Origin of the sequence: Serratia symbiotica (assembly GCF_000821185.2) — a bacterium.
Lineage (GTDB): Bacteria > Pseudomonadota > Gammaproteobacteria > Enterobacterales > Enterobacteriaceae > Serratia > Serratia symbiotica.
This window is the reverse complement of sequence record NZ_CP050855.1, coordinates 2,294,251-2,315,580: the sequence shown is the minus strand read 5'-3', so window position 1 is coordinate 2,315,580 and position 21,330 is coordinate 2,294,251. Positions and strand designations below refer to the sequence as shown.

Here is a 21,330-nt window from a genome sequence, read left to right as displayed (position 1 = left end):
AGTATCGAACTGTTTTGACTTCTCCACGTTGCCGGTTTGCATCAGCCAACCCAGGAGCCAACGGTTCTTCAGTACTGACCGTTTTGGGTGTAGAAGTGATAAATCTTATCAATGGAAACCAATCAATTAGCGGCTCAGGTCGCGCACCAACTGGGTGAGCATCGGCAATTGCTGGTGGCGTTCAGCGGCGGGCTGGATTCCACGGTGTTGTTGCACTTGCTGGCGCAGTTGCGCCAGCAGCATCCAGAATTTCAGCTCCGAGCAGTGCATGTGCATCATGGCTTGAGTGCGTTTGCTGATACCTGGGCGGATCACTGTGGGCGGCAATGCGCCGCCTGGCGGGTGCCGCTGACGGTGCAACGGGTTCAAGTGGATGCCCGTGCGGGTGGCATCGAAGCAGCGGCGCGCGCAGCACGTTATGCCGCCTTTAACGCAACGCTGAAAGCCGACGAGATCCTGATTACCGCCCAGCATCTTGACGATCAAAGCGAAACCTTTCTGTTGGCGCTCAAACGCGGTAGCGGCCCAGCCGGGCTATCGGCGATGGCGGCGTGTGGCAGGTTGGCTGACCATGTGTTATTACGGCCACTGCTTGGCTGTTCTCGCCTGCGGCTCGAGGCTTATGCACAGCAGCACCAGTTATCCTGGATAGACGACGACAGCAATCAAAATCCGCGTTTTGACCGCAATTTTCTGCGGTTGCAGGTGCTGCCGCTACTGAACCTGCGCTGGCCTCACTTTACATCGGCGGTCGCCCGCAGCGCTAGCCTGTGTGCCGAACAAGAACAATTGTTGGACGAGCTGTTGGCTGACCAGTTGCGCACTTTGTTGGCGGAAGACAACTCACTGGTGATCGAGGGGCTACTGGGATGTTCACCGGCATGTCGTTTTGCCCTGTTGCGCCGTTGGATTGCATGCCATGGTGTCACCCTGCCTTCGCGTGAGCAATTGCAGCACCTGTGGGATGAAGTAGCGCTCAGCCGTGTGGACGCTGTACCCCGGTTGCAACTGGGAACCTATCAAATTCGCCGCTTCCATGGTCGGTTATATTTACTGCCGCTGATGGCGAACCTACGCGACATTCGTCTGAATTGGTCACGAACCGCGCCCTTGACGTTGCCCGATGGGTTAGGCCACTTAATCAGTGGCAAAGGGAAAGTGCATCTGCGCTCCCCGCAGCCCGCACAGCAGGTCAGCGTCCGTTTTAGCGCACAGGGTAGCGTCCGCATCGTCGGGCGCGCCCATTCGCGGCCGATTAAAAAGCTGTGGCAGGAGTTGGACGTTCCCCCTTGGCTGCGTGAACGCATCCCCCTGATCTATTATGATGAGCAGCTTATCGCTGCGCTGGGCGTATTTGTCTGCGAAGAGGGGCGGGTGCCAGAGAAGGAACAACCGTGGCGGCTGCATTGGGATAAGAATCATAACTTTAAGGCGCAATGATGACATGCACCAACGTGCTGCTGCCATCCATGATGAGGGCAGCCGATAGGCTGCCACACGGTTGGCATGAAGTTACTGTCGTTGTCAGTCCGAGAGGCTGACGACAACAGTACCGATTTTCGGATGAGTGAAACTGAGGATGTGATCCAGACGTAAACTGAGAGCATTGCCAGCCTGATCGATAATCAGGTACTCGATACCCTTGGTAAATTTCAGTTCGTTGGCTTTGCCTTCGAGTTTTTCTCCATCGCGTAATTCTAGCTTCAGAGTGTAGTTATGCTGGCAGGCGAGTTCCAGGCTTTCATAGTCATCGCAATTGATGGATTGGTACTCATCATTCATCAACATAGTCGCTCACCAATAAGTTAGCGGCGGCAAAGGCCGCCTGTTCCCTAACGGAGGACGGTAGCGCGTTATCCGCAGCGACATCGTCCAGTACCTTTATATCTATGCGAGCATATCAGGCATGTAGCCAAGATCTCCACTGCCATTCTCTGCGTAAAAACGGCGTACTAGCTCACAGTAATGATTGTTGCACAGTTTTTTTCCCTTAAGAACGTCTGCTTCATCGAAGACCAATGTAGCGATGAAGCGTAGGTTCATGGAATTTTCCCCTATCTGGACGACTATAGCACAGCCATTGTGGAGTTATTAGCCCCTCCACGCTGCCAGATCAAGTACACTGCCACCTGATAAAATGATGAGGTTCCCTATGGCGCTGAAAGCAACCATTTATAAAGCCACGGTCAATATCGCTGATATGGATCGCCACTTCTACTACGATGCCACGTTGACTTTGGCACAGCATCCTTCTGAAACACCACAGCGCATGATGTTGCGCCTGCTGGCTTGGATTTGTCATGCTGACGAGCGGCTGGTGTTTACCAAGGGCCTGAGCGTTGAAGACGAACCGGATATTTGGCAGCGTAACGACCACAATGGGTTGGAAATGTGGATCGAAATGGGTCTGCCGGATGAAAAACGCATCAAAAAAGCCTGCAACCAGTCACTACGAGTGGTGGTTTATGCCTATGGCGAGCGTGCCGGACACGTCTGGTGGCGAAGCATGCAGGGCAAGGCGGCTAGCTATAAAAACTTGAGCGTGCGTTTTCTGGATGATGAGCAGCTGGCGCGGCTGACGGCGTTAGCTAACCGCAATTTGCAACTGCAAGCCTCGCTGCAAGAGGGGACTATCTGGCTATCTGACGCCCAGAATAGTCTGGAAATCCAGTTTGCCCAGTGGCAACAGGCGCAGGGTTGATCCGTGCTGGCACTGTCAAGAAATGTCGCCATTCCAGATAATGAACTGGAGTTGACGGCGATCCGTGCGCAGGGTGCGGGTGGCCAACATGTGAACAAAACTTCAACGGCAATCCACTTGCGCTTTGACATCCGCGCCTCCAGCCTGCCGGAGTATTATAAGGAAAAGCTGCTGGCCTTTAATCATCATTTGATCAGTGCTGCGGGCGTAGTGATTATTAAAGCGCAGGAATATCGCAGTCAGGAATTAAACCGCGATGCGGCGTTGGCCCGCTTGGCGGCGTTGATCCAGCAGGCGATGTTGGTGGAAAACACACGCAAAGCGACCAAGCCCAGCAGAGGGGCTAAATTACGTCGTTTGGAAGGTAAAGTGCGTAAAGGTGCCATCAAAGCGCTGCGTGGCAAGTTCCGCACGTAGGAATATTAGGAGAATAGTTGTGAAAAAAGTGACTATAGCCCTGTTTTTGGCAGCAGGGGCGATCTCATTGTTGGGATGCAACAATCATTATCAGCTGAAAGAACACCGGTTTCAGCCGATGCAGCAAAGCTATCAGGGCTTGCTGCCCTGTGCTGACTGCACCAGTCTGGACACCGCCCTGTTCTTGGATAAGGACGGTACTTTTTTACTGCAAGAAACTTATCGCGACAGCAAAAACGGTGATCAGACCTTTGTCAGTAATGGCAAATGGGCGTGTACCGCTGATAAGTTGGTGCTGACTGATAGCACAGGCGAAAAGCGCTACTTCCGCCCGGCAGGTAAGAGCCTGGAGATGTTGGATCAAAGTGGTGCGCCGATTGAGTCCAAGCTGAACTATCGCCTGAACCCGAGCGAGCAACCGTGGCCTAAAACGCGGGGGGGGGGGGGGCTGAAGAGCAGCGATACCTCCATGGCAGATACAGCGCTATTTAAAGATATGCTATCGGCAACATCTTTCCGCTAGACAATAACACTGCGCTGGAACAGGGGGGTATTGAAGCGCATAAAACACCGGGCGAGCCGGTGTTCCTGACGATCAGTGCTTAATCTGTCTTAGCAGGAAATTGACGATTTCCTCGGTTTTGATCATTTGCTTCTCGCCGATGCGGCGATTTTTGTATTCGATTTCTTCACTGTCAAGATTGCGGTCACCGATAACGATGGTGTGTGGCACGCCGATCAATTCCATATCAGCGAACATCACGCCAGGGCGTTCTTTACGGTCATCAAGCAGCACGTCGATGCCGTGGGAACGCAGGGTGGTGTACAGATCTTCGGCTAGCGCCTGCACGCGGAAGGACTTATGCATGTTCATTGGCAGGATCGCCACCTGGAAGGGCGCGATCGTATCTGGCCAAATGATACCGCGTTCGTCATGGTTTTGTTCGATGGCAGCAGCCACCACGCGGGTTACCCCGATGCCGTAGCAACCCATGGTTAGCACCTGATTGCGGCCATCTTCGCCTTGTACGGTAGCTTTCATCGCTTCCGAGTATTTGGTGCCAAGCTGGAAGATATGGCCCACTTCGATACCACGTTTGATCAACAGTGTCCCTTGGCCATCCGGGCTAGCATCACCTTCCACCACATTACGGATATCGGCAACCTGTGGCAGCGGCAGATCGCGCTGCCAGTTAATGCCGAGGTAATGTTTACCCTCAATGTTGGCACCTGCGGCAAAATCGCTTATCGCCGCCACGCTGCGGTCGGCAATGATCGGCACCTGTAGCTTGATGGGGCCTAGCGAACCAGGTCCAGCACCGTTAACGGCGCGGATTTCTTCTTCAGTGGCAAAGGTGAGCGGCACGGCAACGTGCACCAGCTTTTCAGCTTTGATTTCATTTAACGTATGATCTCCGCGCACCAATAGGGCGACTAACTTATGGCCGCTGTCTTCAGTGGCGTGCACCAGCAGCGTCTTGACGGTTTTCTCCACTGGTAGTTGGAACTGTTCAACCAGTTCGGCGATGGTTTTGGCGTTCGGCGTATCGACCATGCGCAGCGCCTCGTTGGCTGCTGCACGCGGATGGGCAGGGGCTAGCGCTTCCGCCAGCTCAATATTGGCCGCATAGTCAGAACCGGTGGAGAACACAATATCGTCTTCACCGCTGTCAGCCAGCACCTGGAACTCGTGCGAGGCACTGCCACCGATCGAACCGGTATCAGCATGTACCGGACGGAAATCCAGCCCCATGCGGCTGAAGATCTTGTTGTAGGCTTGGTACATTGCATCGTAGGTCACCTGTAGGGAGTCTTGTGAAGTATGGAACGAATAGGCATCTTTCATCAGGAACTCGCGGGAACGCATGATGCCGAAACGTGGGCGCACTTCATCACGGAATTTGGTCTGGATCTGGAAGAAGTTCAGCGGTAGCTGTTTGTACGAGCTGATTTCGTTACGGATCAGATCGGTGATCACTTCTTCATGGGTTGGGCCGAGCACGAACGGACGGTCACCACGATCGACAAAGCGCAGCAGCTCTGGGCCATACTGCTCCCAGCGGCCGCTTTCTTGCCATAGATCGGCAGGCTGAACTACCGGCATGGAAACTTCGATCGCGTTAGCATTGTTCATTTCTTCGCGAACAATGTTCTCTACCTTTTTCAGAACGCGCAGGCCGGTCGGCAACCAAGTGTAAAGACCGGAGGCCAGCTTGCGAATCATCCCGGCACGCAGCATCAGTTGGTGGCTGATCACTTCAGCATCGGCAGGGTTTTCCTTCAGGGTGGAGAGCAGATATTGGCTAGTACGCATGGTGTTTTGGTTCCGTTAGAACTGCAAATTGCAACCGGCTGCCAGAGAGGGGCCGCCAAAATTTTCAAAAGTAATTTAGTCTACCAGCCTGTGTCGGCTGCCAAAAGAGAGACAGTGGAATTTTAACGGAGGTTAAGAGATAACACCTCGGTTCGCTGATTGACCACCCGCCAGCGGACGTTGAAATCCAGCAGCCAAACGGCGTAATCCCGTTTGGTTTCTTCTCCCTTACGATAGGCTGGGCGGGGGTCTTGCGCCAGTACCTGGCTGATAAAACGCCGTAGCTGAGGATAATGCGATTGATGCAGTTGCAGTTGCCGCTCCGCTTCTAGCGTGAAATGTACCGGCATATTGCCGCTGGGGGCGGCTTGGGCAAAACCAGCACGAGCCTGCGGCTGGCTCTCAGCAAATGGCAAATAGGGTTTGATATCCACCACCGGCGTCCCATCAACCAGATCGAGGCTACCTAGCTCCAGCACCACGTTGCTGCCCTGAACGCGCATGCCTTTCAGCGCGATTAATGACATGCCTAATGGGTTAGGGCGGAAGGGCGAGCGGGTAGCAAACACGCCCATTCGCGCATTGCCGCCCAGACGTGGTGGCCGTACTGTCGGCCGCCAGCCGCCTTCCATGGTTTGATGGAAAATAAATATTATCCACAGATGGCTGAACTCGCTGAGGCTACGCACTGCGTCCGCCTGATTGTAAGGCGGCAGCAGCACCAGTTCTCCCCCACCGTCTTCGACCAATCCCGGTTGGCGGGGAACTGCGAACTTTTCTTTATACGGTGAGCGAATAATACCGATCTGATTGAAAACAAACTCGGTCATTTAGATGACATGTTAAGCGCTGAACCTTGACATATTGCTTGTTGGTAACAACCAGCGACGCCGCTGGTAATCTGGCAGTCGTGCAGCAACACGGCATTGGCCTTCATATAAGCGGCGCGGATTTGCATGTGCTTGCGGGCAGTGGCCAGATTTGGCGGTGAATCTTGAACGGTGCTCTGGCAGTCTCCTCCAGAGACTTCACCCAGATCACGGAAAGGCTTGCCCACCAGATCTTCTGCTTTTTTGTACAGTTTTACTGGCACCGGAGGTGCTGCTGACTCGGCCTTGGCCGGTGCGCTTGCAGCAGGTTTAATGGTGGTGCTTATTGAGGTTGGTACGATACGCTGCGATGAACATCCGGCCAGCGCTAACAAACAGAGAGGTAAAACACGCATTGAGATTCCTCTGTCTTAATGAACGTGGTGTTATTGAAGCAATCTATGGCGGAAATAACAAGACGAGCCGCAACCCGTCTTGTAAATAATTAGGAATAAAGCGGGGGCTTAAACGCTTACCAGCCTTTAACGGCACCACCGCTGAATATTTTGTTGGCCGCTTCGTTAACCTCGTCAGACTGGTAGGATTGAACGAACTTCTTCACGTTTTCCGCTTCATCATTATCTTCACGTGCAACCATCAGGTTGACATAAGGCGAGTCTTTGTTTTCAACAAACAAGCTGTCTTTTGTCGGAGTCAAGCCAATTTGACTGGCGTAGGTGGTATTGATCACCGCCAGTGCGATTTGCTGATCGTCCAGAGAGCGCGGTAGTTGTGGTGCTTCCAGCTCTACCAGCTTCAGGTTTTTCGGATTCTCGGTCACGTCCAACTTGGTTGGCAGCAGGCCAACCCCCTCTTTTAGCGTGATCAGTCCCACCTGCTGTAGCAGCAGCAGCGAACGGCCCAGGTTGGTCGGGTCGTTTGGCAAAGCTATCTGGGAACCGCTTTTCAGCTCATCAAGCGATTTGATTTTTTTAGAGTAACCGGCGATGGGATAGACAAAGGTGCTACCAACCGACACCAGCTTGTAGCCGCGATCCTTGATCTGCTGATTAAGATAAGGTTTGTGCTGAAAGATGTTAAGGTCGATATCGCCCTTACTCAGCGCTTCGTTAGGTAACACGTAGTCGTTGAAAGTTACCAGTTCGACGTCTAGTCCGTATTTTTCTTTTGCTACTTTTTGGGCTATTTCAGCGACTTGCTGCTCAGCACCGATGATAACGCCGACTTTGATATGGTTCGGATCTTTTTCATCCTGGCCGCAGCCTGCCAGAGCTAGAGTGCCGATCAGTGCGCCGATTGCCGCGATGGATTTAAATTTTAACGACATATCTTTTCCTCATTAGACTCGCATTATTATAGATACGCTGGGTAAGCGCGGTTGCTGTGAAACCTATTTGTGGGTGACGGCTTTAACGATCCGATCGCCACAGAACTGGATGAGATAGACCAGCACTATCAGTAATACTAATACGGTATTCATTACTGTAGCGTTATAACCGATATAACCATATTGATAGCCGATCTGTCCTAAGCCACCGGCACCAACCGCGCCACCCATGGCCGAGTAGCCCACTAGAGTGATCAGGGTAATGGTGGCGGCATTGACCAAGCCCGGTAGGGCTTCAGGCAGTAATACCTTCTTAATGATCTGCATCGGTGTGGCACCCATGGCACGTGCTGCTTCCAGCAGGCCAGGTGGGATCTCCAACAGGGCATTTTCCACCATGCGGGCGATAAACGGCGCAGCGCCAACGGTAAGCGGCACAATGGCCGCTTGCAGGCCGATGGAAGTGCCGACAACCATACGGGTAAAGGGAATCATCCATACCAGCAGAATAATGAACGGGATAGAACGGAAGATATTCACCAAGCCCGATAGCACCTTGTACAGGGTATTGTTGGCGATAATCTGCCCTGGGCGAGTCACGTATAGTAGTACGCCAACCGGCAGGCCGAGCACGAAACCGAAAAAGCCGGAAATAAAGGTCATCATGAAGGTTTCCCCTACGCCGCGCCCCATTAACCACATCATTGCCTCAGACATAACCCAGCACCTCTACCTTCACCTGATTTTCCTGTAAGAATTTAATTGTTGCCAATGCGTCTTCGTCACTGCCTTGCAGTTCTGCCAGCATCACGCCAAATTTCACCCCGCCCGCGTAATCCATCTGAGCGCTGATAATGTTGTTGTTGACGTTAAAGCGGCGGGCGGCTTCTGACAGCAAGGGGGCATCAACCGACTGGCCAGTAAATTCCAGACGTAATAGTGGTTGGCGATCGTCCTGACGCTCCGGCGACAGACGCTTGGCGTAGTCATCCGGGATATCCAAATGCAAAGTGGACTGAATAAACTGCTGGGCCAATGGGGTTTTGGGATGAGAGAACACTGCGCTGACGCTGTCTTTTTCAATTAACTGGCCCTGGCTTATCACCGCAACTTGGTCGCAGATGCGTTTCACCACATCCATTTCGTGGGTGATCAACAGAATGGTCAGGCCCAAACGTCGGTTGATGTCTTTCAGCAGTTCAAGGATGGCGCGGGTGGTGGCCGGATCGAGCGCGCTGGTGGCTTCGTCGCACAGCAGCACTTTCGGATTGCTAGCCAGCGCACGGGCGATCGCCACGCGCTGTTTCTGGCCACCAGACAGGTTTGCCGGGTAAGCGTCGTGTTTGTCCGCCAGTCCTACCAATTCGAGCAGTTCGGCAACGCGCTTCTTCATATCTACGCGTGAAGTGTTGTCCAACTCAAGAGGCAACGCAACGTTGCCGAACACCGTACGGGAAGACAGCAAGTTAAAGTGTTGGAAAATCATGCCAATCTGACGGCGCGCGCCTGTCAGTTCACTTTGTGACAGCGAAGTCAGATCTTGTCCATCGACCAGCACCTGGCCGGATGTTGGGCGTTCCAGCATGTTGGCGCAGCGAATAAGTGTGCTTTTACCGGCACCGGAAGCGCCGATAACGCCGTAGATTTGCCCGGCAGGAACGTGAAGAGTTACGTCAGAGAGTGCAGTGATAGCACGCGAACCCTGTTGAAACACTTTGGTGATGTTAGAAAGTTTAATCATATTCTTCTTATTCTAGCGTGGCTGTCCGTGGCTTAATAAAAGTAAACCTTGAAATGGAAGCAGGGTATGGTCAGATGTTAAGGTGTCTAGACGTCTAAGTCAATGTTCAACGCCATTCTCAGTGCCCGGTAAAACATGCGATACTGTCGGCGTATTCAGGCTCTCAGGGGTAAACCGGTGACACAACGCGTTCCAGCTATTTTTCTCGATCGTGATGGCACGATTAATGTTGATCATGGGTACGTTCATGAAATTGACCACTTCCAATTTATCGATGGTGTGATTGACGCCTGTCACGAGCTTAAAGAGATGGGCTTTGCGCTAGTTTTGGTCACTAATCAGTCTGGTATCGCGCGCGGCAAGTTCAGCGAAGAACAATTCATGTACCTCACTGAATGGATGGATTGGTCGTTAGCCGATCGTGATGTTGACTTCGATGGCATCTATTTCTGCCCGCACCATCCAGAAGCGCTAATTGAAAAGTACCGCCAAGCATGCGATTGCCGTAAACCACAGCCAGGCATGCTATTACAGGCGCTGCATGAGTTGAACATTGATATGGCTGCTTCTTATATGGTGGGTGATAAGCCGGAAGACATGCAGGCGGCGATGGCGGCTGGTGTTGGCACCAAAGTTTTGGTGCACACCGGCAAGCCGGTAACGGAACAAGGCGAGAAACTGGCCGATTGGGTATTAAATAGCCTGGCAGATCTGCCAGAAGCCATCAGAAAACGGATTTAATAGGTGCCGTGAATAAATAGTGAGCGTTTAGATAAGAAATGCATATTAAGCCTTGTGATTTTGAATCGGAACCCTATAATGCGCCCCCACTGGCCCGGTATTTCGGCAGATACGCTGCCGGATCAGCAAGGGAAAAGTCAAAATAATGGCTTGACTCTTCAGAGGGAAAGCGTAGTATACGCCACCTCAAGTTTGCCGCCGTGCTGCGGCTGACTTACCGCTCTTTAACAATTTATCAGACAATCTGTGTGGGCACTCCACAAGACGATATCCCGTCCCTGTTGGGACGAAAAAATATCAAGTCTTGAAGAGTGACTACCTGAAGTAACATTCATGCAGTAAATCTTTGAGCAGCGCTTCACAAGTTGAAGCATATCAAGCTTTGAATTGAAGAGTTTGATCATGGCTCAGATTGAACGCTGGCGGCAGGCCTAACACATGCAAGTCGAGCGGTAGCACAAGAGAGCTTGCTCTCTGGGTGACGAGCGGCGGACGGGTGAGTAATGTCTGGGAAACTGCCTGATGGCGGGGGATAACTAGTGGAAACGGTAGCTAATACCGCATAACGTCGCAAGACCAAAGTGGGGGACCTTCGGGCCTCACGCCATCAGATGTGCCCAGGTGGGATTAGCTGGTAGGTGGGGTAACGGCTCACCTAGGCGACGATCCCTAGCTGGTCTGAGAGGATGACCAGCCACACTGGAACTGAGACACGGTCCAGACTCCTACGGGAGGCAGCAGTGGGGAATATTGCACAATGGGCGCAAGCCTGATGCAGCCATGCCGCGTGTGTGAAGAAGGCCTTCGGGTTGTAAAGCACTTTCAGCGAGGAGGAAGGGTAATGTGTTAATAAGACATTGCATTGACGTTACTCGCAGAAGAAGCACCGGCTAACTCCGTGCCAGCAGCCGCGGTAATACGGAGGGTGCAAGCGTTAATCGGAATTACTGGGCGTAAAGCGCACGCAGGCGGTTTGTTAAGTCAGATGTGAAATCCCCGCGCTCAACGTGGGAACGGCATTTGAGACTGGCAAGCTAGAGTCTTGTAGAGGGGGGTAGAATTCCAGGTGTAGCGGTGAAATGCGTAGAGATCTGGAGGAATACCGGTGGCGAAGGCGGCCCCCTGGACAAAGACTGACGCTCAGGTGCGAAAGCGTGGGGAGCAAACAGGATTAGATACCCTGGTAGTCCACGCTGTAAACGATGTCGATTTGGAGGTTGCGCCCTTGAGGGGTGGCTTCCGTAGCTAACGCGTTAAATCGACCGCCTGGGGAGTACGGCCGCAAGGTTAAAACTCAAATGAATTGACGGGGGCCCGCACAAGCGGTGGAGCATGTGGTTTAATTCGATGCAACGCGAAGAACCTTACCTACTCTTGACATCCAGAGAACTTTCCAGAGATGGAGGGGTGCCTTCGGGAGCTCTGAGACAGGTGCTGCATGGCTGTCGTCAGCTCGTGTTGTGAAATGTTGGGTTAAGTCCCGCAACGAGCGCAACCCTTATCCTTTGTTGCCAGCGATAAAGTCGGGAACTCAAAGGAGACTGCCGGTGATAAACCGGAGGAAGGTGGGGATGACGTCAAGTCATCATGGCCCTTACGAGTAGGGCTACACACGTGCTACAATGGCGTATACAAAGAGAAGCGACCTCGCGAGAGCAAGCGGACCTCACAAAGTACGTCGTAGTCCGGATTGGAGTCTGCAACTCGACTCCATGAAGTCGGAATCGCTAGTAATCGTAGATCAGAATGCTGCGGTGAATACGTTCCCGGGCCTTGTACACACCGCCCGTCACACCATGGGAGTGGGTTGCAAAAGAAGTAGGTAGCTTAACCTTCGGGAGGGCGCTTACCACTTTGTGATTCATGACTGGGGTGAAGTCGTAACAAGGTAACCGTAGGGGAACCTGCGGTTGGATCACCTCCTTACCGAAAGATATTGATTTGTGTGGCGTGCTCACACAGATTGTCTGATGAAAGTAGCGAGCAGAAATACCTTAATAGGCTTGTAGCTCAGGTGGTTAGAGCGCACCCCTGATAAGGGTGAGGTCGGTGGTTCAAGTCCACTCAGGCCTACCACTTCTCTTCTATGCTGCGTCATAGTACCGCTCGCATATTGAAATATGCGTCGCAACACCATGCCTTGCCTAGAAAAGAAGTTGTGATCTCAAAGGTCTCTGCAAGTGACAGTATGGGGCTATAGCTCAGCTGGGAGAGCGCCTGCCTTGCACGCAGGAGGTCAGCGGTTCGATCCCGCTTAGCTCCACCATAAAGTCCGAGTGCGGTGTTTCACTACTTCAGAGTGTACTGGCAGCAGTATGCTGTGAAGTATTTTGCTCTTTAACAATCTGGAACAAGCTGAAAATTGAAAAATGGCGGCTGAAGCTTATCCCTGCGTAGAGGTATTGGGGTAAGGGTCAAGCTGTCATGGTGACACTCACCTGTTTGCAATGCGAAGTGAGACACCTTCGGGTTGTAAGGTTAAGTGACTAAGCGTACACGGTGGATGCCTAGGCAGTCAGAGGCGATGAAGGGCGTGCTAATCTGCGAAAAGCGCCGGTAAGGTGATATGAACCGTTATAGCCGGCGATACCCGAATGGGGAAACCCAGTGTGATACGTCACACTATCGTTAAGTGAATACATAGCTTGACGAAGCGAACCGGGGGAACTGAAACATCTAAGTACCCCGAGGAAAAGAAATCAACCGAGATCCCCCCAGTAGCGGCGAGCGAACGGGGGCCAGCCCAGAACCTGAATCAGCGGGTGTGTTAGTGGAAGCGTCTGGAAAGTCGCGCAGTAAAGGGTGATAGCCCCGTACACAAAAATGCACTGGCTGTGAGTTCGATGAGTAGGGCGGGACACGTGACATCCTGTCTGAATATGGGGGGACCATCCTCCAAGGCTAAATACTCCTGACTGACCGATAGTGAACCAGTACCGTGAGGGAAAGGCGAAAAGAACCCCGGCGAGGGGAGTGAAAAAGAACCTGAAACCGTGTACGTACAAGCAGTGGGAGCACCGTTGAGGTGTGACTGCGTACCTTTTGTATAATGGGTCAGCGACTTATATTTTGTAGCAAGGTTAACCGCATAGGGGAGCCGTAGGGAAACCGAGTCTTAACTGGGCGAAGAGTTGCAAGGTATAGACCCGAAACCCGGTGATCTAGCCATGGGCAGGTTGAAGGTTGGGTAACACCACCTGGAGGACCGAACCGACTAATGTTGAAAAATTAGCGGATGACCTGTGGCTGGGGGTGAAAGGCCAATCAAACCGGGAGATAGCTGGTTCTCCCCGAAAGCTATTTAGGTAGCGCCTCGTGAATTCATCTTCGGGGGTAGAGCACTGTTTCGGCTAGGGGGCCATCCCGGCTTACCAACCCGATGCAAACTGCGAATACCGAAGCATGTTATCACGGGAGACACACGGCGGGTGCTAACGTCCGTCGTGAAGAGGGAAACAACCCAGACCGCCAGCTAAGGTCCCAAAGTCATGGTTAAGTGGGAAACGATGTGGGAAGGCCCAGACAGCCAGGATGTTGGCTTAGAAGCAGCCATCATTGAAAGAAAGCGTAATAGCTCACTGGTCGAGTCGGCCTGCGCGGAAGATGTAACGGGGCTAAACCATGCACCGAAGCTGCGGCAGCGGCGCTGATGCGTTGTTGGGTAGGGGAGCGTTCTGTAAGCCGTTGAAGGTGTCCTGTGAGGGGTGCTGGAGGTATCAGAAGTGCGAATGCTGACATAAGTAACGATAAAGCGGGTGAAAAACCCGCTCGCCGGAAGACCAAGGGTTCCTGTCCAACGTTAATCGGGGCAGGGTGAGTCGACCCCTAAGGCGAGGCTGAAAAGCGTAGTCGATGGGCAACAGGTTAATATTCCTGTACTGGGTGTGACTGCGAAGGGGGGACGGAGAAGGCTAGGCAGGCCGGGCGACGGTTGTCCCGGTTTAAGCGTGTAGGGGGGCGTTTTGGGTAAATCCGGAACGCCATACAGAAACCCTGAGGCGTGATGACGATGCACCAAGGTGCAGAAGCTGTTGATGCCCTGCTTCCAGGAAAAGCCTCTAAGCATCAGGTCACCTTTAATCGTACCCCAAACCGACACAGGTGGTCAGGTAGAGAATACCGAGGCGCTTGAGAGAACTCGGGTGAAGGAACTAGGCAAAATGGTGCCGTAACTTCGGGAGAAGGCACGCTGGCATGTAGGTGAACTCCGTATCGGAGGGAGCTGAAGCCAGTCGCAGAGACCAGCTGGCTGCAACTGTTTAATAAAAACACAGCACTGTGCCAACACGAAAGTGGACGTATACGGTGTGACGCCTGCCCGGTGCTGGAAGGTTAATTGATGGGGTTAGCCGCAAGGCGAAGCTCTTGATCGAAGCCCCAGTAAACGGCGGCCGTAACTATAACGGTCCTAAGGTAGCGAAATTCCTTGTCGGGTAAGTTCCGACCTGCACGAATGGCGTAATGATGGCCAGGCTGTCTCCACCCGAGACTCAGTGAAATTGAACTCGCTGTGAAGATGCAGTGTACCCGCGGCAAGACGGAAAGACCCCGTGAACCTTTACTATAGCTTGACACTGAACATGGAGCCTTGATGTGTAGGATAGGTGGGAGGCAGTGAATCGTGGACGCCAGTCTGCGAGGAGCCACCCTTGAAATACCACCCTTTAATGTTTGATGTTCTAACTTTGCCCCGTGACCCGGGGTGAGGACAGTGTCTGGTGGGTAGTTTGACTGGGGCGGTCTCCTCCCAAAGAGTAACGGAGGAGCACGAAGGTCAGCTAATCACGGTCGGACATCGTGAGTTTAGTGCAAAGGCATAAGCTGGCTTGACTGCGAGAGTGACGGCTCGAGCAGGTACGAAAGTAGGTCTTAGTGATCCGGTGGTTCTGAATGGAAGGGCCATCGCTCAACGGATAAAAGGTACTCCGGGGATAACAGGCTGATACCGCCCAAGAGTTCATATCGACGGCGGTGTTTGGCACCTCGATGTCGGCTCATCACATCCTGGGGCTGAAGTAGGTCCCAAGGGTATGGCTGTTCGCCATTTAAAGTGGTACGCGAGCTGGGTTTAGAACGTCGTGAGACAGTTCGGTCCCTATCTGCCGTGGGCGTAGGAAGATTGAGAGGGATTGCTCCTAGTACGAGAGGACCGGAGTGAACGCACCGCTGGTGTTCGGGTTGTCATGCCAATGGCATTGCCCGGTAGCTAAGTGCGGAACAGATAAGCGCTGAAAGCATCTAAGCGCGAAACTGGCCTCGAGATGAGTCTTCCCTGGGTCTGAGAGGTCCCTGAAGGCACGTTTAAGACGAAGACGTGGATAGGCTGGGTGTGTAAGAGCAGCGATGCTTTGAGCTAACCAGTACTAATGAGCCGTGAGGCTTAACCTTACAACACCGAAGGTGTGTTATAGGCAGGGGTGGAGTTATTTTCAGCGAGTTCCGAGATTGGTTCTGGTGGTTACGTGAGTAACGGCCGAGAATGAAACAGACTTTGCCTGGCGGCGATAGCGCGGTGGTCCCACCTGATTCCATGCCGAACTCAGCAGTGAAACGCCGTAGCGCCGATGGTAGTGTGGGGTCTCCCCATGTGAGAGTAGGACACTGCCAGGCATCAAATAAAGTAGAAAGCCTCATGCGAAAGCATGGGGCTTTTTGCTTTGTGAGTTACCGAGAGTGAATGGCCTGGGCCTGTGCAGGTGAAACGAAAGAGTCGGGAACACGTTAGGCGTTGCTTGACAGTGACCTAAGCAATCAAAGATCGGCGGGTAGCGTGGTACAGGCTATGGCCCGCTGCTGCGCCCGACACATCCCAGGCAAAGTCCTTCCAGCTCCAGCCGGTACCGCCCGCGCGACTGTCATATAGCTCTTTGGCGGCACCTATCCCAATCGAGAATGCCAGTCCAAAGCTGCGGCAGCGTGCTTCATTCCAGTTTTGGTGAGTGCCATAAGCGCTTCCGGCTGCCGCCATTGCGGCAGAGGCGATAAAATGCTGCACTTTATCTTTACCGGTCCAGTTGTCGTTGACCAGATGAGTACAGCCGATGATGAACAATAATAAAGAGGAAATGGCTAGTAAGCAAAGCAGGCGCATAGTGAAGATATCCTGTAGCCATAGCGTATAAATAGCCCCGCATGAGCCGGGGTCTGGCGATAGCTGAATTATAGACGGATTACAGTATGCGGCTAATCAACTTGTCGAGGCGGATGCGTAGCAGACGGCGGATCAGCTTGCGCACCTTGCTGGGGTACTGCTGGATACTTTGCAGCTCCAGATAGTTTCCTACCACAGTAGTATGGGTACGGATGCACTCTAGCTCTTTATGCCGTTGTTCGCGCATTTCCTGTTTAGGATCGTGGATCAGAATAGCGTTCTCCAGATCCAGTCGCCAGGCACGTGGATTGAGGTTGTTGCCAGTGATCAGTTGCCACTCGTCATCTATCCACATGCCTTTCAGATGATAGCTGTTATTGCCGTCTTTCCACAGGCGCACAATCAACTGGCCGGTATCGATATAGCGCTGTAGGCGGCTGAGGAAACGACGCAGATTGATTTCATACAGATAAGGCAGCGCGCCAATAATTTTAAACGGCTGGTCTTCTGGAATAAAAAAATCGTTGGCGGTTTTGTCGCCGACGATGATTTCTACCTGTTTGCCTTGGCGTAGCAGATAAATGATGTTGCGCATCAGCCGCGCTGGTAGGTTGAAATAAGGCGTGCACAACGTCAGCTTCTGATCGGTGCAGGACATCAGATGATGAATGGTGGTATTCAACACGCTTTGCTTGCCAAGCCCCACCAGCGGCGTAACTGCCAGCTCATCGTTGCTCGCTTTATCGCGGAACTGATAACCGGTGCGCCGCAGGCTGAAGCGAAACTGGCGGGTTTCGTTTTTGATCTCCGGGCTTTTCGGGCGATCGTCACGATCTAAACGCTGTACGGCACCGGCAGTCAGTAGATGCTGCTTAATGTAACCGATCATCGTCTCAGCCAGGACGGGGTTGGTGATTAACTGGTAGCGGTCATAACGGTATTTCTCATGCTGATGCAAATAGACATTGTTGATACTGGCACCGCTGTAAATTACGGTATCATCAACAATAAAGCCTTTTAGGTGAAGTACGCCCAGTGCTTCTCGAGTATTGACTGGCACGCCGTATACCGGCACCGACACGTTTTTTGGGTGCTGGTTTGCCATTGAACAATACCAGTCAGCATTGGTGTTAGTGGCAGCGGCACCGATACGCCCACGTTGTGCACGGTGCCAATCGACCAGAATGCAGATCTCCAACTTGGGGCGTAGCTGCTTGGCTTGATAAAGCGCGTTGAGGATCTCACGCCCGGCATCATCATGATCCAGATAGAGGGCGACCAGATAGATGCGCTGGGTAGCGTTAGCGATGGATGCCAATAGCTCGGTACGGAAGTCTGATGGCGCGTACAAAGTATGAATTTCAGCCAACGATTGGGGGAGTTTGGGCAATTGTGCAAGGTGTTGTTGGTGTTTGCTACGTTTAAATTTTGACAACATCACAGTGCGCTTCTTCTCTCATAATGGGATGGCTGGAAGGCCACAGGTATAAAAATATTAAATCGAATAGTCGGGCGATAATACCACTAGTTGCCCCGATTGTGCGTATGTTTTGACGTTAAGTGTTGGATTCGTAGCGCATTGCACACGGCTCACTGCCTGCCGTCAGCATGCAACGGCAGGATTAGATTGACGATGCCATCCTTAAGCTGCACATCGATGTCAAAGTCTAGCCGCTGTGCCAGTGTGATCATACCGCGATTATTGGGCATGGTGATGCCCATTAGGCGGTGCAGCCCGTGGGCGCGTGCATAGGCGATCATTTTTTCTAGCAGTTGGCGTCCCAGCCCCAGTCCCTTCAGATCGGAACGCACCAGTACGGCGAACTCCGCGTCAGTGTTGTCTGGATCGGACATCGAGCGCGTCACGCCGATGATTTCCTCACCGCGCACGGCCACAAATGCCATCTCTCGGTCATAGTCGATCTGCGTCATGTTAGCCAAATCGTCATGGGTAAACTCATTAATCTCACTGAAGTAACGGTAGTAGAGATCTTCCTTGGTGACCCGATCGATAAAGTGCTTCAGTGCTGGTTCGTCCTCCGGCAGGATCGGCCGACACAGGCACTGGCTGCCATCTTTAAGCGCGATGGATTCTTCTAGTTCCTGCGGATAAGGGCGGATGGCCAGTCGCGCTTGCGGGTCTCCACTGAAGGGAGCGATGTGCATGGAAACGTCCAGCAGGGTGAACTCACTGCCGCAGGCCAATACCGGGTGAATATTCAACCGGGTAATCTCCGGGCAGTCCAAAATCAAGTGGGATACCTGTACCAGCAGTCTACTTAGCCCAAGGATGTCTAAAGGCCGCAGCGCACTGCGTCCGTATATTTTTCCGCCTTTCACCGCCTGCAATACCAGATAACGCGCCAGTGCCATATTCAACGGTGGTAGTGCCACTGCGGCCTGGTTCTCATGGCCCCACTCGCTGCCGCCTTCACCCAGCATGATCAATGGGCCGAAAATAGCGTCTTGTTCGACTGTAATGCGCAACTCTTGGGCACCGGCGCGATAGGCCATGTTCTGCACCAGTAGGCCGTGAATACGGGCTAGCGGGTAAGTGTGCTTGACGCGATCGAAAATCGCCTCGGCTGCGTGCTGTACTTCGTTGGCAGTACGTAGGTAGAGCATAACCCCTTGAACCTCGGATTTGTGCGGGATATCCGGCGAGCGCAGTTTTAACGCCACCGGGTAGCCTATCTTTTCGGCGATGTGCACCGCTTCGGCACTGTCTTTGGCTATCCACGTTGGTAGGGTACTGAGATCGTAGGCCAGTAGGATGGGTTGTACCTCATAAGTGTCGAGCTGGGTAGCCCCTTTGGCCAATGCCTGATGAATCAACCGGTGGGCATCTGCGGTGTTGGCGGTCAGGTCGCTCGGCATCGCTGGCGTCTCTTTTAGCTGCTTCTGGTTGCGGCGGTATTCCACCATCTGCATAAAAGCAGTCACTGCCCCTTCTGGTGTGCGGTAGGTTGGAATGCCTGCTTCGGTAAATAGCCGCCGTGCTTGCTGTGAAGAGTATTCACCGCACCAGTTGGTGAGTAGCGTAATGCGTTTGCCTCGTGGATGCTGGCGCAGAGCCTCGATCAGGTATTCTGCGGTGGTTCCGCCCGGCGCTGCAGTGCTTGGCGCGTGGATCAGCAGCAGGGCGTCGTAGTCATGACTGTCAAGCAATGCCTTAATCGCCACCAGATAGCGCTGTGGTGTGGCATCGTCGCGCAAATCGAGCGGGTTATCGGTGCGAATAAACTCTGGTAGTGCGCTGCCGAGCTGTGCCAAGCTTTCTTCCCCCAGTATTGCCAGTTTGCCGTTGCGGCTCAGCAGTTCATCTAGTGCCATCGCTGCTGGTGCCACACCGTTGCTGACGATCATCAGTCGTTCGCCGCGTAGCGGATGCATATGGCTGAGTGTTTCCACCGCTGAGAACAGTTCATGGGTGTCCTGTACACGCAATAGGCCGGCGCGCTGGATCGCGGCATCGTAGGCGGCGTCTAACCCCAAAGGACTGTTAAGCAGTATCTGCGCCTGCTGGCTGCGTCCGCTTTTAATCACCAATATCGGCTTGTTGCGTGAGGCGCTGCGCGCTGCTGACAGAAAGCGGCGCGCATCGCTGATGTTCTCCAGGTACAGGAGGATGGCGCTGGTTTTAGCGTTGCGAGCCAAAAAGTCGAGCAGGTCGTCGATGTTGATATCCAGGCTGTCGCCCAGCGCGATGAAATAAGAAAAGCCGATTTCACGCTGTTGCGCCCAGTCGAGGACGGTATTGGCCACGGCGGCGGATTGGGAAACAAACGCCAGCTTGCCCTTTTGGATGGGCAGTGGTGAGAAGCTGGCGTTAACGCTCTGCCAGGGTGCTAGCAGCCCTAGGCTATTAGGCCCCAGCAGACGCATGGCGTAACGCTGCGCACAGGCTTTCAGCTCGGCGAACTGTTCCGGTGATGAAGAGAGTATGATGGCGGTTTTACAGCCCCGTTGGCCTAATGCCTCCAGCAGGGGTAGATTGCGTTTGGCGTGGGTGCAGAGGATCGCCAGATCGGGGGGCAGTGGCAGGCTGGCGATGTCTGGATAGGCCATCACGCCGCACACTGCTATATAACGCGGCGTTACAGGCAGTACCGGGCCGTTGAAGCCGCCCGCCAGCAAGTTGCTCATCATCAGGTGGCCGGCACGGCCGGGCTGCTGTGAAGCGCCGAGAACGGCGATAGACTTGGGATGTAATAGCGCCTCTAACCCTCGCTGGCTCATGCATGGTTCCTTTTGGCAACGTTAGGCCTGATTTTAGCCGCTTTGCTGCGGCTTTACTGTGACCGCTACCTCCGAGCGAATAGGTTCCTCACCAGATATTGTTAATGGAAATGGCAGAAGTCTCGGACGTAGTTGCTGGGCCTCAGCGGATAAGCGCCTATCCCAGTGGGCGTACATTGTTGCTGCCAATTTGCTCACGGATAGCGCGTAACAAGCGGAGCGTACCGGTATTACGTGAGGATGGTGAGCATGGCCCAGGGTCAAAATGGCAAATAAAACAGTCTAATGGGATAGGTTCTTAGCCTCCCAGCCGCGCGTTAGACAAGGCCGACAGCGGCGATCATGGGTAATTGCGGGATACAAGCCTACATTTTCTGCGTTAAACTAACGCATTGAACCAAGGGTCAAACGGCACTTTCTGCATCGTGCCGTTGAGTATATCGGCCATTCTTCCCGCGCGGAACACCATAATGGTGGGGATGCTGCGGAAGTGAGCGTTCAGCTCTGGCTCGGCTTCGGTGTTGACGCTCACGAAGCGTACTTTGTTAACACACTAGTGGTGCAAAGCTGCGGCATGGTCTGCACCAGGGTGCCCAGAAGCCGACCACCACGGGCAGGTCGCCCTGTCTCAGTTGATCCAAGGTGGTAGCGGTGGCGTTTATCACGCCACCGCCGAAGAGTCCATGGCCGCAGCGGCCACACTTTGCGCCGTCCGCCAGGTGATCTTCAGGTACAGGGTTAGTGACATGGCAAAGTGCACAAATTGTATTCATGTTGGTCTTAAATATTAAAAGCGTATCACAGGCCGGCTGCATTCAGTAACGCAGAGGGTTTTTAATATGGCGGATTGTTGGCAAAAGCAATGGGCTGGACAACGAGGATTGTTCAATAGATATGACAGTTGGGAACTTTTGGCGCAAGTTGGTAGT

At 53.2% G+C, this 21,330-nt stretch carries 14 protein-coding genes, 2 tRNA genes, 3 rRNA genes and 3 pseudogenes; 10 read left to right on the top strand and 12 right to left on the bottom strand.

From position 1 onward, the window contains the following. Positions 1-111 precede the first annotated feature (111 nt). Positions 112-1,440, top strand: a complete 1,329-nt coding sequence (gene tilS / locus SYMBAF_RS11650) for a tRNA lysidine(34) synthetase TilS (protein WP_040266722.1) — start codon at positions 112-114, stop codon at positions 1,438-1,440. Positions 1,441-1,524: 84 nt separating this feature from the next. Here the strand turns inward: tilS and rof are convergent, their stop codons facing one another. Both rof and SYMBAF_RS11640 read right to left on the bottom strand, forming a co-directional pair. Then, positions 1,525-1,788 carry a Rho-binding antiterminator gene (rof, locus tag SYMBAF_RS11645; RefSeq protein ID WP_006709226.1) on the bottom strand — a complete coding sequence of 88 codons (264 nt, stop codon included), beginning with the start codon at positions 1,786-1,788 and terminating at the stop codon, positions 1,525-1,527. Next, positions 1,775-1,980: pseudogene (locus SYMBAF_RS11640) on the bottom strand (YaeP family protein). Before SYMBAF_RS11640 ends, rof begins: the two are co-directional and overlap by 14 nt. 172 nt (positions 1,981-2,152) lie before the next feature. On the opposite strand from SYMBAF_RS11640, the gene SYMBAF_RS11635 reads away from it, so the two are divergent. The 3 genes and pseudogenes from SYMBAF_RS11635 to SYMBAF_RS11625 all read left to right on the top strand — a co-directional run. After that, complete coding sequence (locus SYMBAF_RS11635; protein WP_040266720.1) at positions 2,153-2,701, top strand: YaeQ family protein; 549 nt, start codon at positions 2,153-2,155, stop codon at positions 2,699-2,701. Positions 2,702-2,704: 3 nt separating this feature from the next. Further along, a complete protein-coding gene (arfB, locus tag SYMBAF_RS11630) occupies positions 2,705-3,118 on the top strand; it encodes an alternative ribosome rescue aminoacyl-tRNA hydrolase ArfB (RefSeq protein WP_040266719.1) in 414 nt (137 codons plus the stop codon). Positions 3,119-3,137: 19 nt separating this feature from the next. After that, positions 3,138-3,718, top strand: a pseudogene (locus SYMBAF_RS11625) (copper resistance protein NlpE N-terminal domain-containing protein); the annotation flags it as partial. On the opposite strand, the gene proS reads toward SYMBAF_RS11625, so the two are convergent. From proS to metN, 6 genes are all read right to left on the bottom strand, one after another. Next, on the bottom strand, positions 3,714-5,432 hold the full coding sequence (proS, locus tag SYMBAF_RS11620) for a proline--tRNA ligase (RefSeq protein WP_040266717.1): 1,719 nt from the start codon (positions 5,430-5,432) through the stop codon (positions 3,714-3,716). The pseudogene SYMBAF_RS11625 and the gene proS overlap by 5 nt on opposite strands. Before the next feature lie 122 nt (positions 5,433-5,554). Next, on the bottom strand, positions 5,555-6,262 hold the full coding sequence (gene tsaA, locus SYMBAF_RS11615; protein ID WP_040266715.1) for a tRNA (N6-threonylcarbamoyladenosine(37)-N6)-methyltransferase TrmO: 708 nt from the start codon (positions 6,260-6,262) through the stop codon (positions 5,555-5,557). Further along, positions 6,259-6,657, bottom strand: coding sequence for an Rcs stress response system protein RcsF (gene rcsF, locus SYMBAF_RS11610; protein WP_040266712.1), 399 nt, complete (start codon positions 6,655-6,657; stop codon positions 6,259-6,261). The genes tsaA and rcsF overlap by 4 nt, the downstream gene beginning before the upstream one ends. A 116-nt stretch (positions 6,658-6,773) precedes the next feature. Next, positions 6,774-7,589 (bottom strand): MetQ/NlpA family lipoprotein, encoded by an 816-nt coding sequence (locus SYMBAF_RS11605; protein ID WP_040266710.1) that lies wholly within the window; start codon positions 7,587-7,589, stop codon positions 6,774-6,776. Between the two features lie 63 nt (positions 7,590-7,652). Continuing rightward, positions 7,653-8,306 carry a methionine ABC transporter permease MetI gene (locus tag SYMBAF_RS11600; RefSeq protein ID WP_040266709.1) on the bottom strand — a complete coding sequence of 218 codons (654 nt, stop codon included), beginning with the start codon at positions 8,304-8,306 and terminating at the stop codon, positions 7,653-7,655. Then, positions 8,299-9,330 (bottom strand): methionine ABC transporter ATP-binding protein MetN, encoded by a 1,032-nt coding sequence (metN, locus tag SYMBAF_RS11595; protein WP_040265275.1) that lies wholly within the window; start codon positions 9,328-9,330, stop codon positions 8,299-8,301. The genes SYMBAF_RS11600 and metN overlap by 8 nt, the downstream gene beginning before the upstream one ends. Before the next feature lie 177 nt (positions 9,331-9,507). Here metN and gmhB point away from each other — a divergent pair, with 177 nt between their 5' ends. From gmhB to rrf, 6 genes are all read left to right on the top strand, one after another. Further along, on the top strand, positions 9,508-10,071 hold the full coding sequence (gmhB, locus tag SYMBAF_RS11590) for a D-glycero-beta-D-manno-heptose 1,7-bisphosphate 7-phosphatase (protein WP_040266708.1): 564 nt from the start codon (positions 9,508-9,510) through the stop codon (positions 10,069-10,071). A gap of 384 nt (positions 10,072-10,455) precedes the next feature. After that, positions 10,456-11,997, top strand: a 16S ribosomal RNA gene (locus tag SYMBAF_RS11585). Between the two features lie 73 nt (positions 11,998-12,070). Further along, a tRNA-Ile gene (locus tag SYMBAF_RS11580) sits at positions 12,071-12,147 on the top strand. A 114-nt stretch (positions 12,148-12,261) separates the two neighbouring features. After that, a tRNA-Ala gene (locus SYMBAF_RS11575) sits at positions 12,262-12,337 on the top strand. 210 nt (positions 12,338-12,547) lie between these two features. Next, positions 12,548-15,459 (top strand): 23S ribosomal RNA (locus SYMBAF_RS11570). A 106-nt stretch (positions 15,460-15,565) separates the two neighbouring features. Next, positions 15,566-15,681 (top strand): 5S ribosomal RNA (gene rrf / locus SYMBAF_RS11565). The 16S, 23S and 5S rRNA genes sit together here with 2 tRNA genes alongside, the layout of an rRNA operon. 133 nt (positions 15,682-15,814) lie before the next feature. On the opposite strand, the gene SYMBAF_RS11560 is transcribed toward rrf, so the two are convergent. The 4 genes and pseudogenes from SYMBAF_RS11560 to trxC all read right to left on the bottom strand — a co-directional run bounded on the left by SYMBAF_RS11560 (position 15,815) and on the right by trxC (position 21,174). Next, a complete protein-coding gene (locus SYMBAF_RS11560; protein WP_040266675.1) occupies positions 15,815-16,162 on the bottom strand; it encodes a YfiM family lipoprotein in 348 nt (115 codons plus the stop codon). 79 nt (positions 16,163-16,241) lie between these two features. Then, on the bottom strand, positions 16,242-17,600 hold the full coding sequence (gene pssA, locus SYMBAF_RS11555) for a CDP-diacylglycerol--serine O-phosphatidyltransferase (RefSeq protein ID WP_040266673.1): 1,359 nt from the start codon (positions 17,598-17,600) through the stop codon (positions 16,242-16,244). A gap of 152 nt (positions 17,601-17,752) precedes the next feature. After that, positions 17,753-20,401 carry a bifunctional acetate--CoA ligase family protein/GNAT family N-acetyltransferase gene (locus SYMBAF_RS11550; RefSeq protein WP_040266671.1) on the bottom strand — a complete coding sequence of 883 codons (2,649 nt, stop codon included), beginning with the start codon at positions 20,399-20,401 and terminating at the stop codon, positions 17,753-17,755. Between the two features lie 379 nt (positions 20,402-20,780). Then, positions 20,781-21,174 (bottom strand): annotated as a pseudogene (gene trxC / locus SYMBAF_RS11545) (thioredoxin TrxC). Between the last annotated feature and the right edge of the window lie 156 nt (positions 21,175-21,330).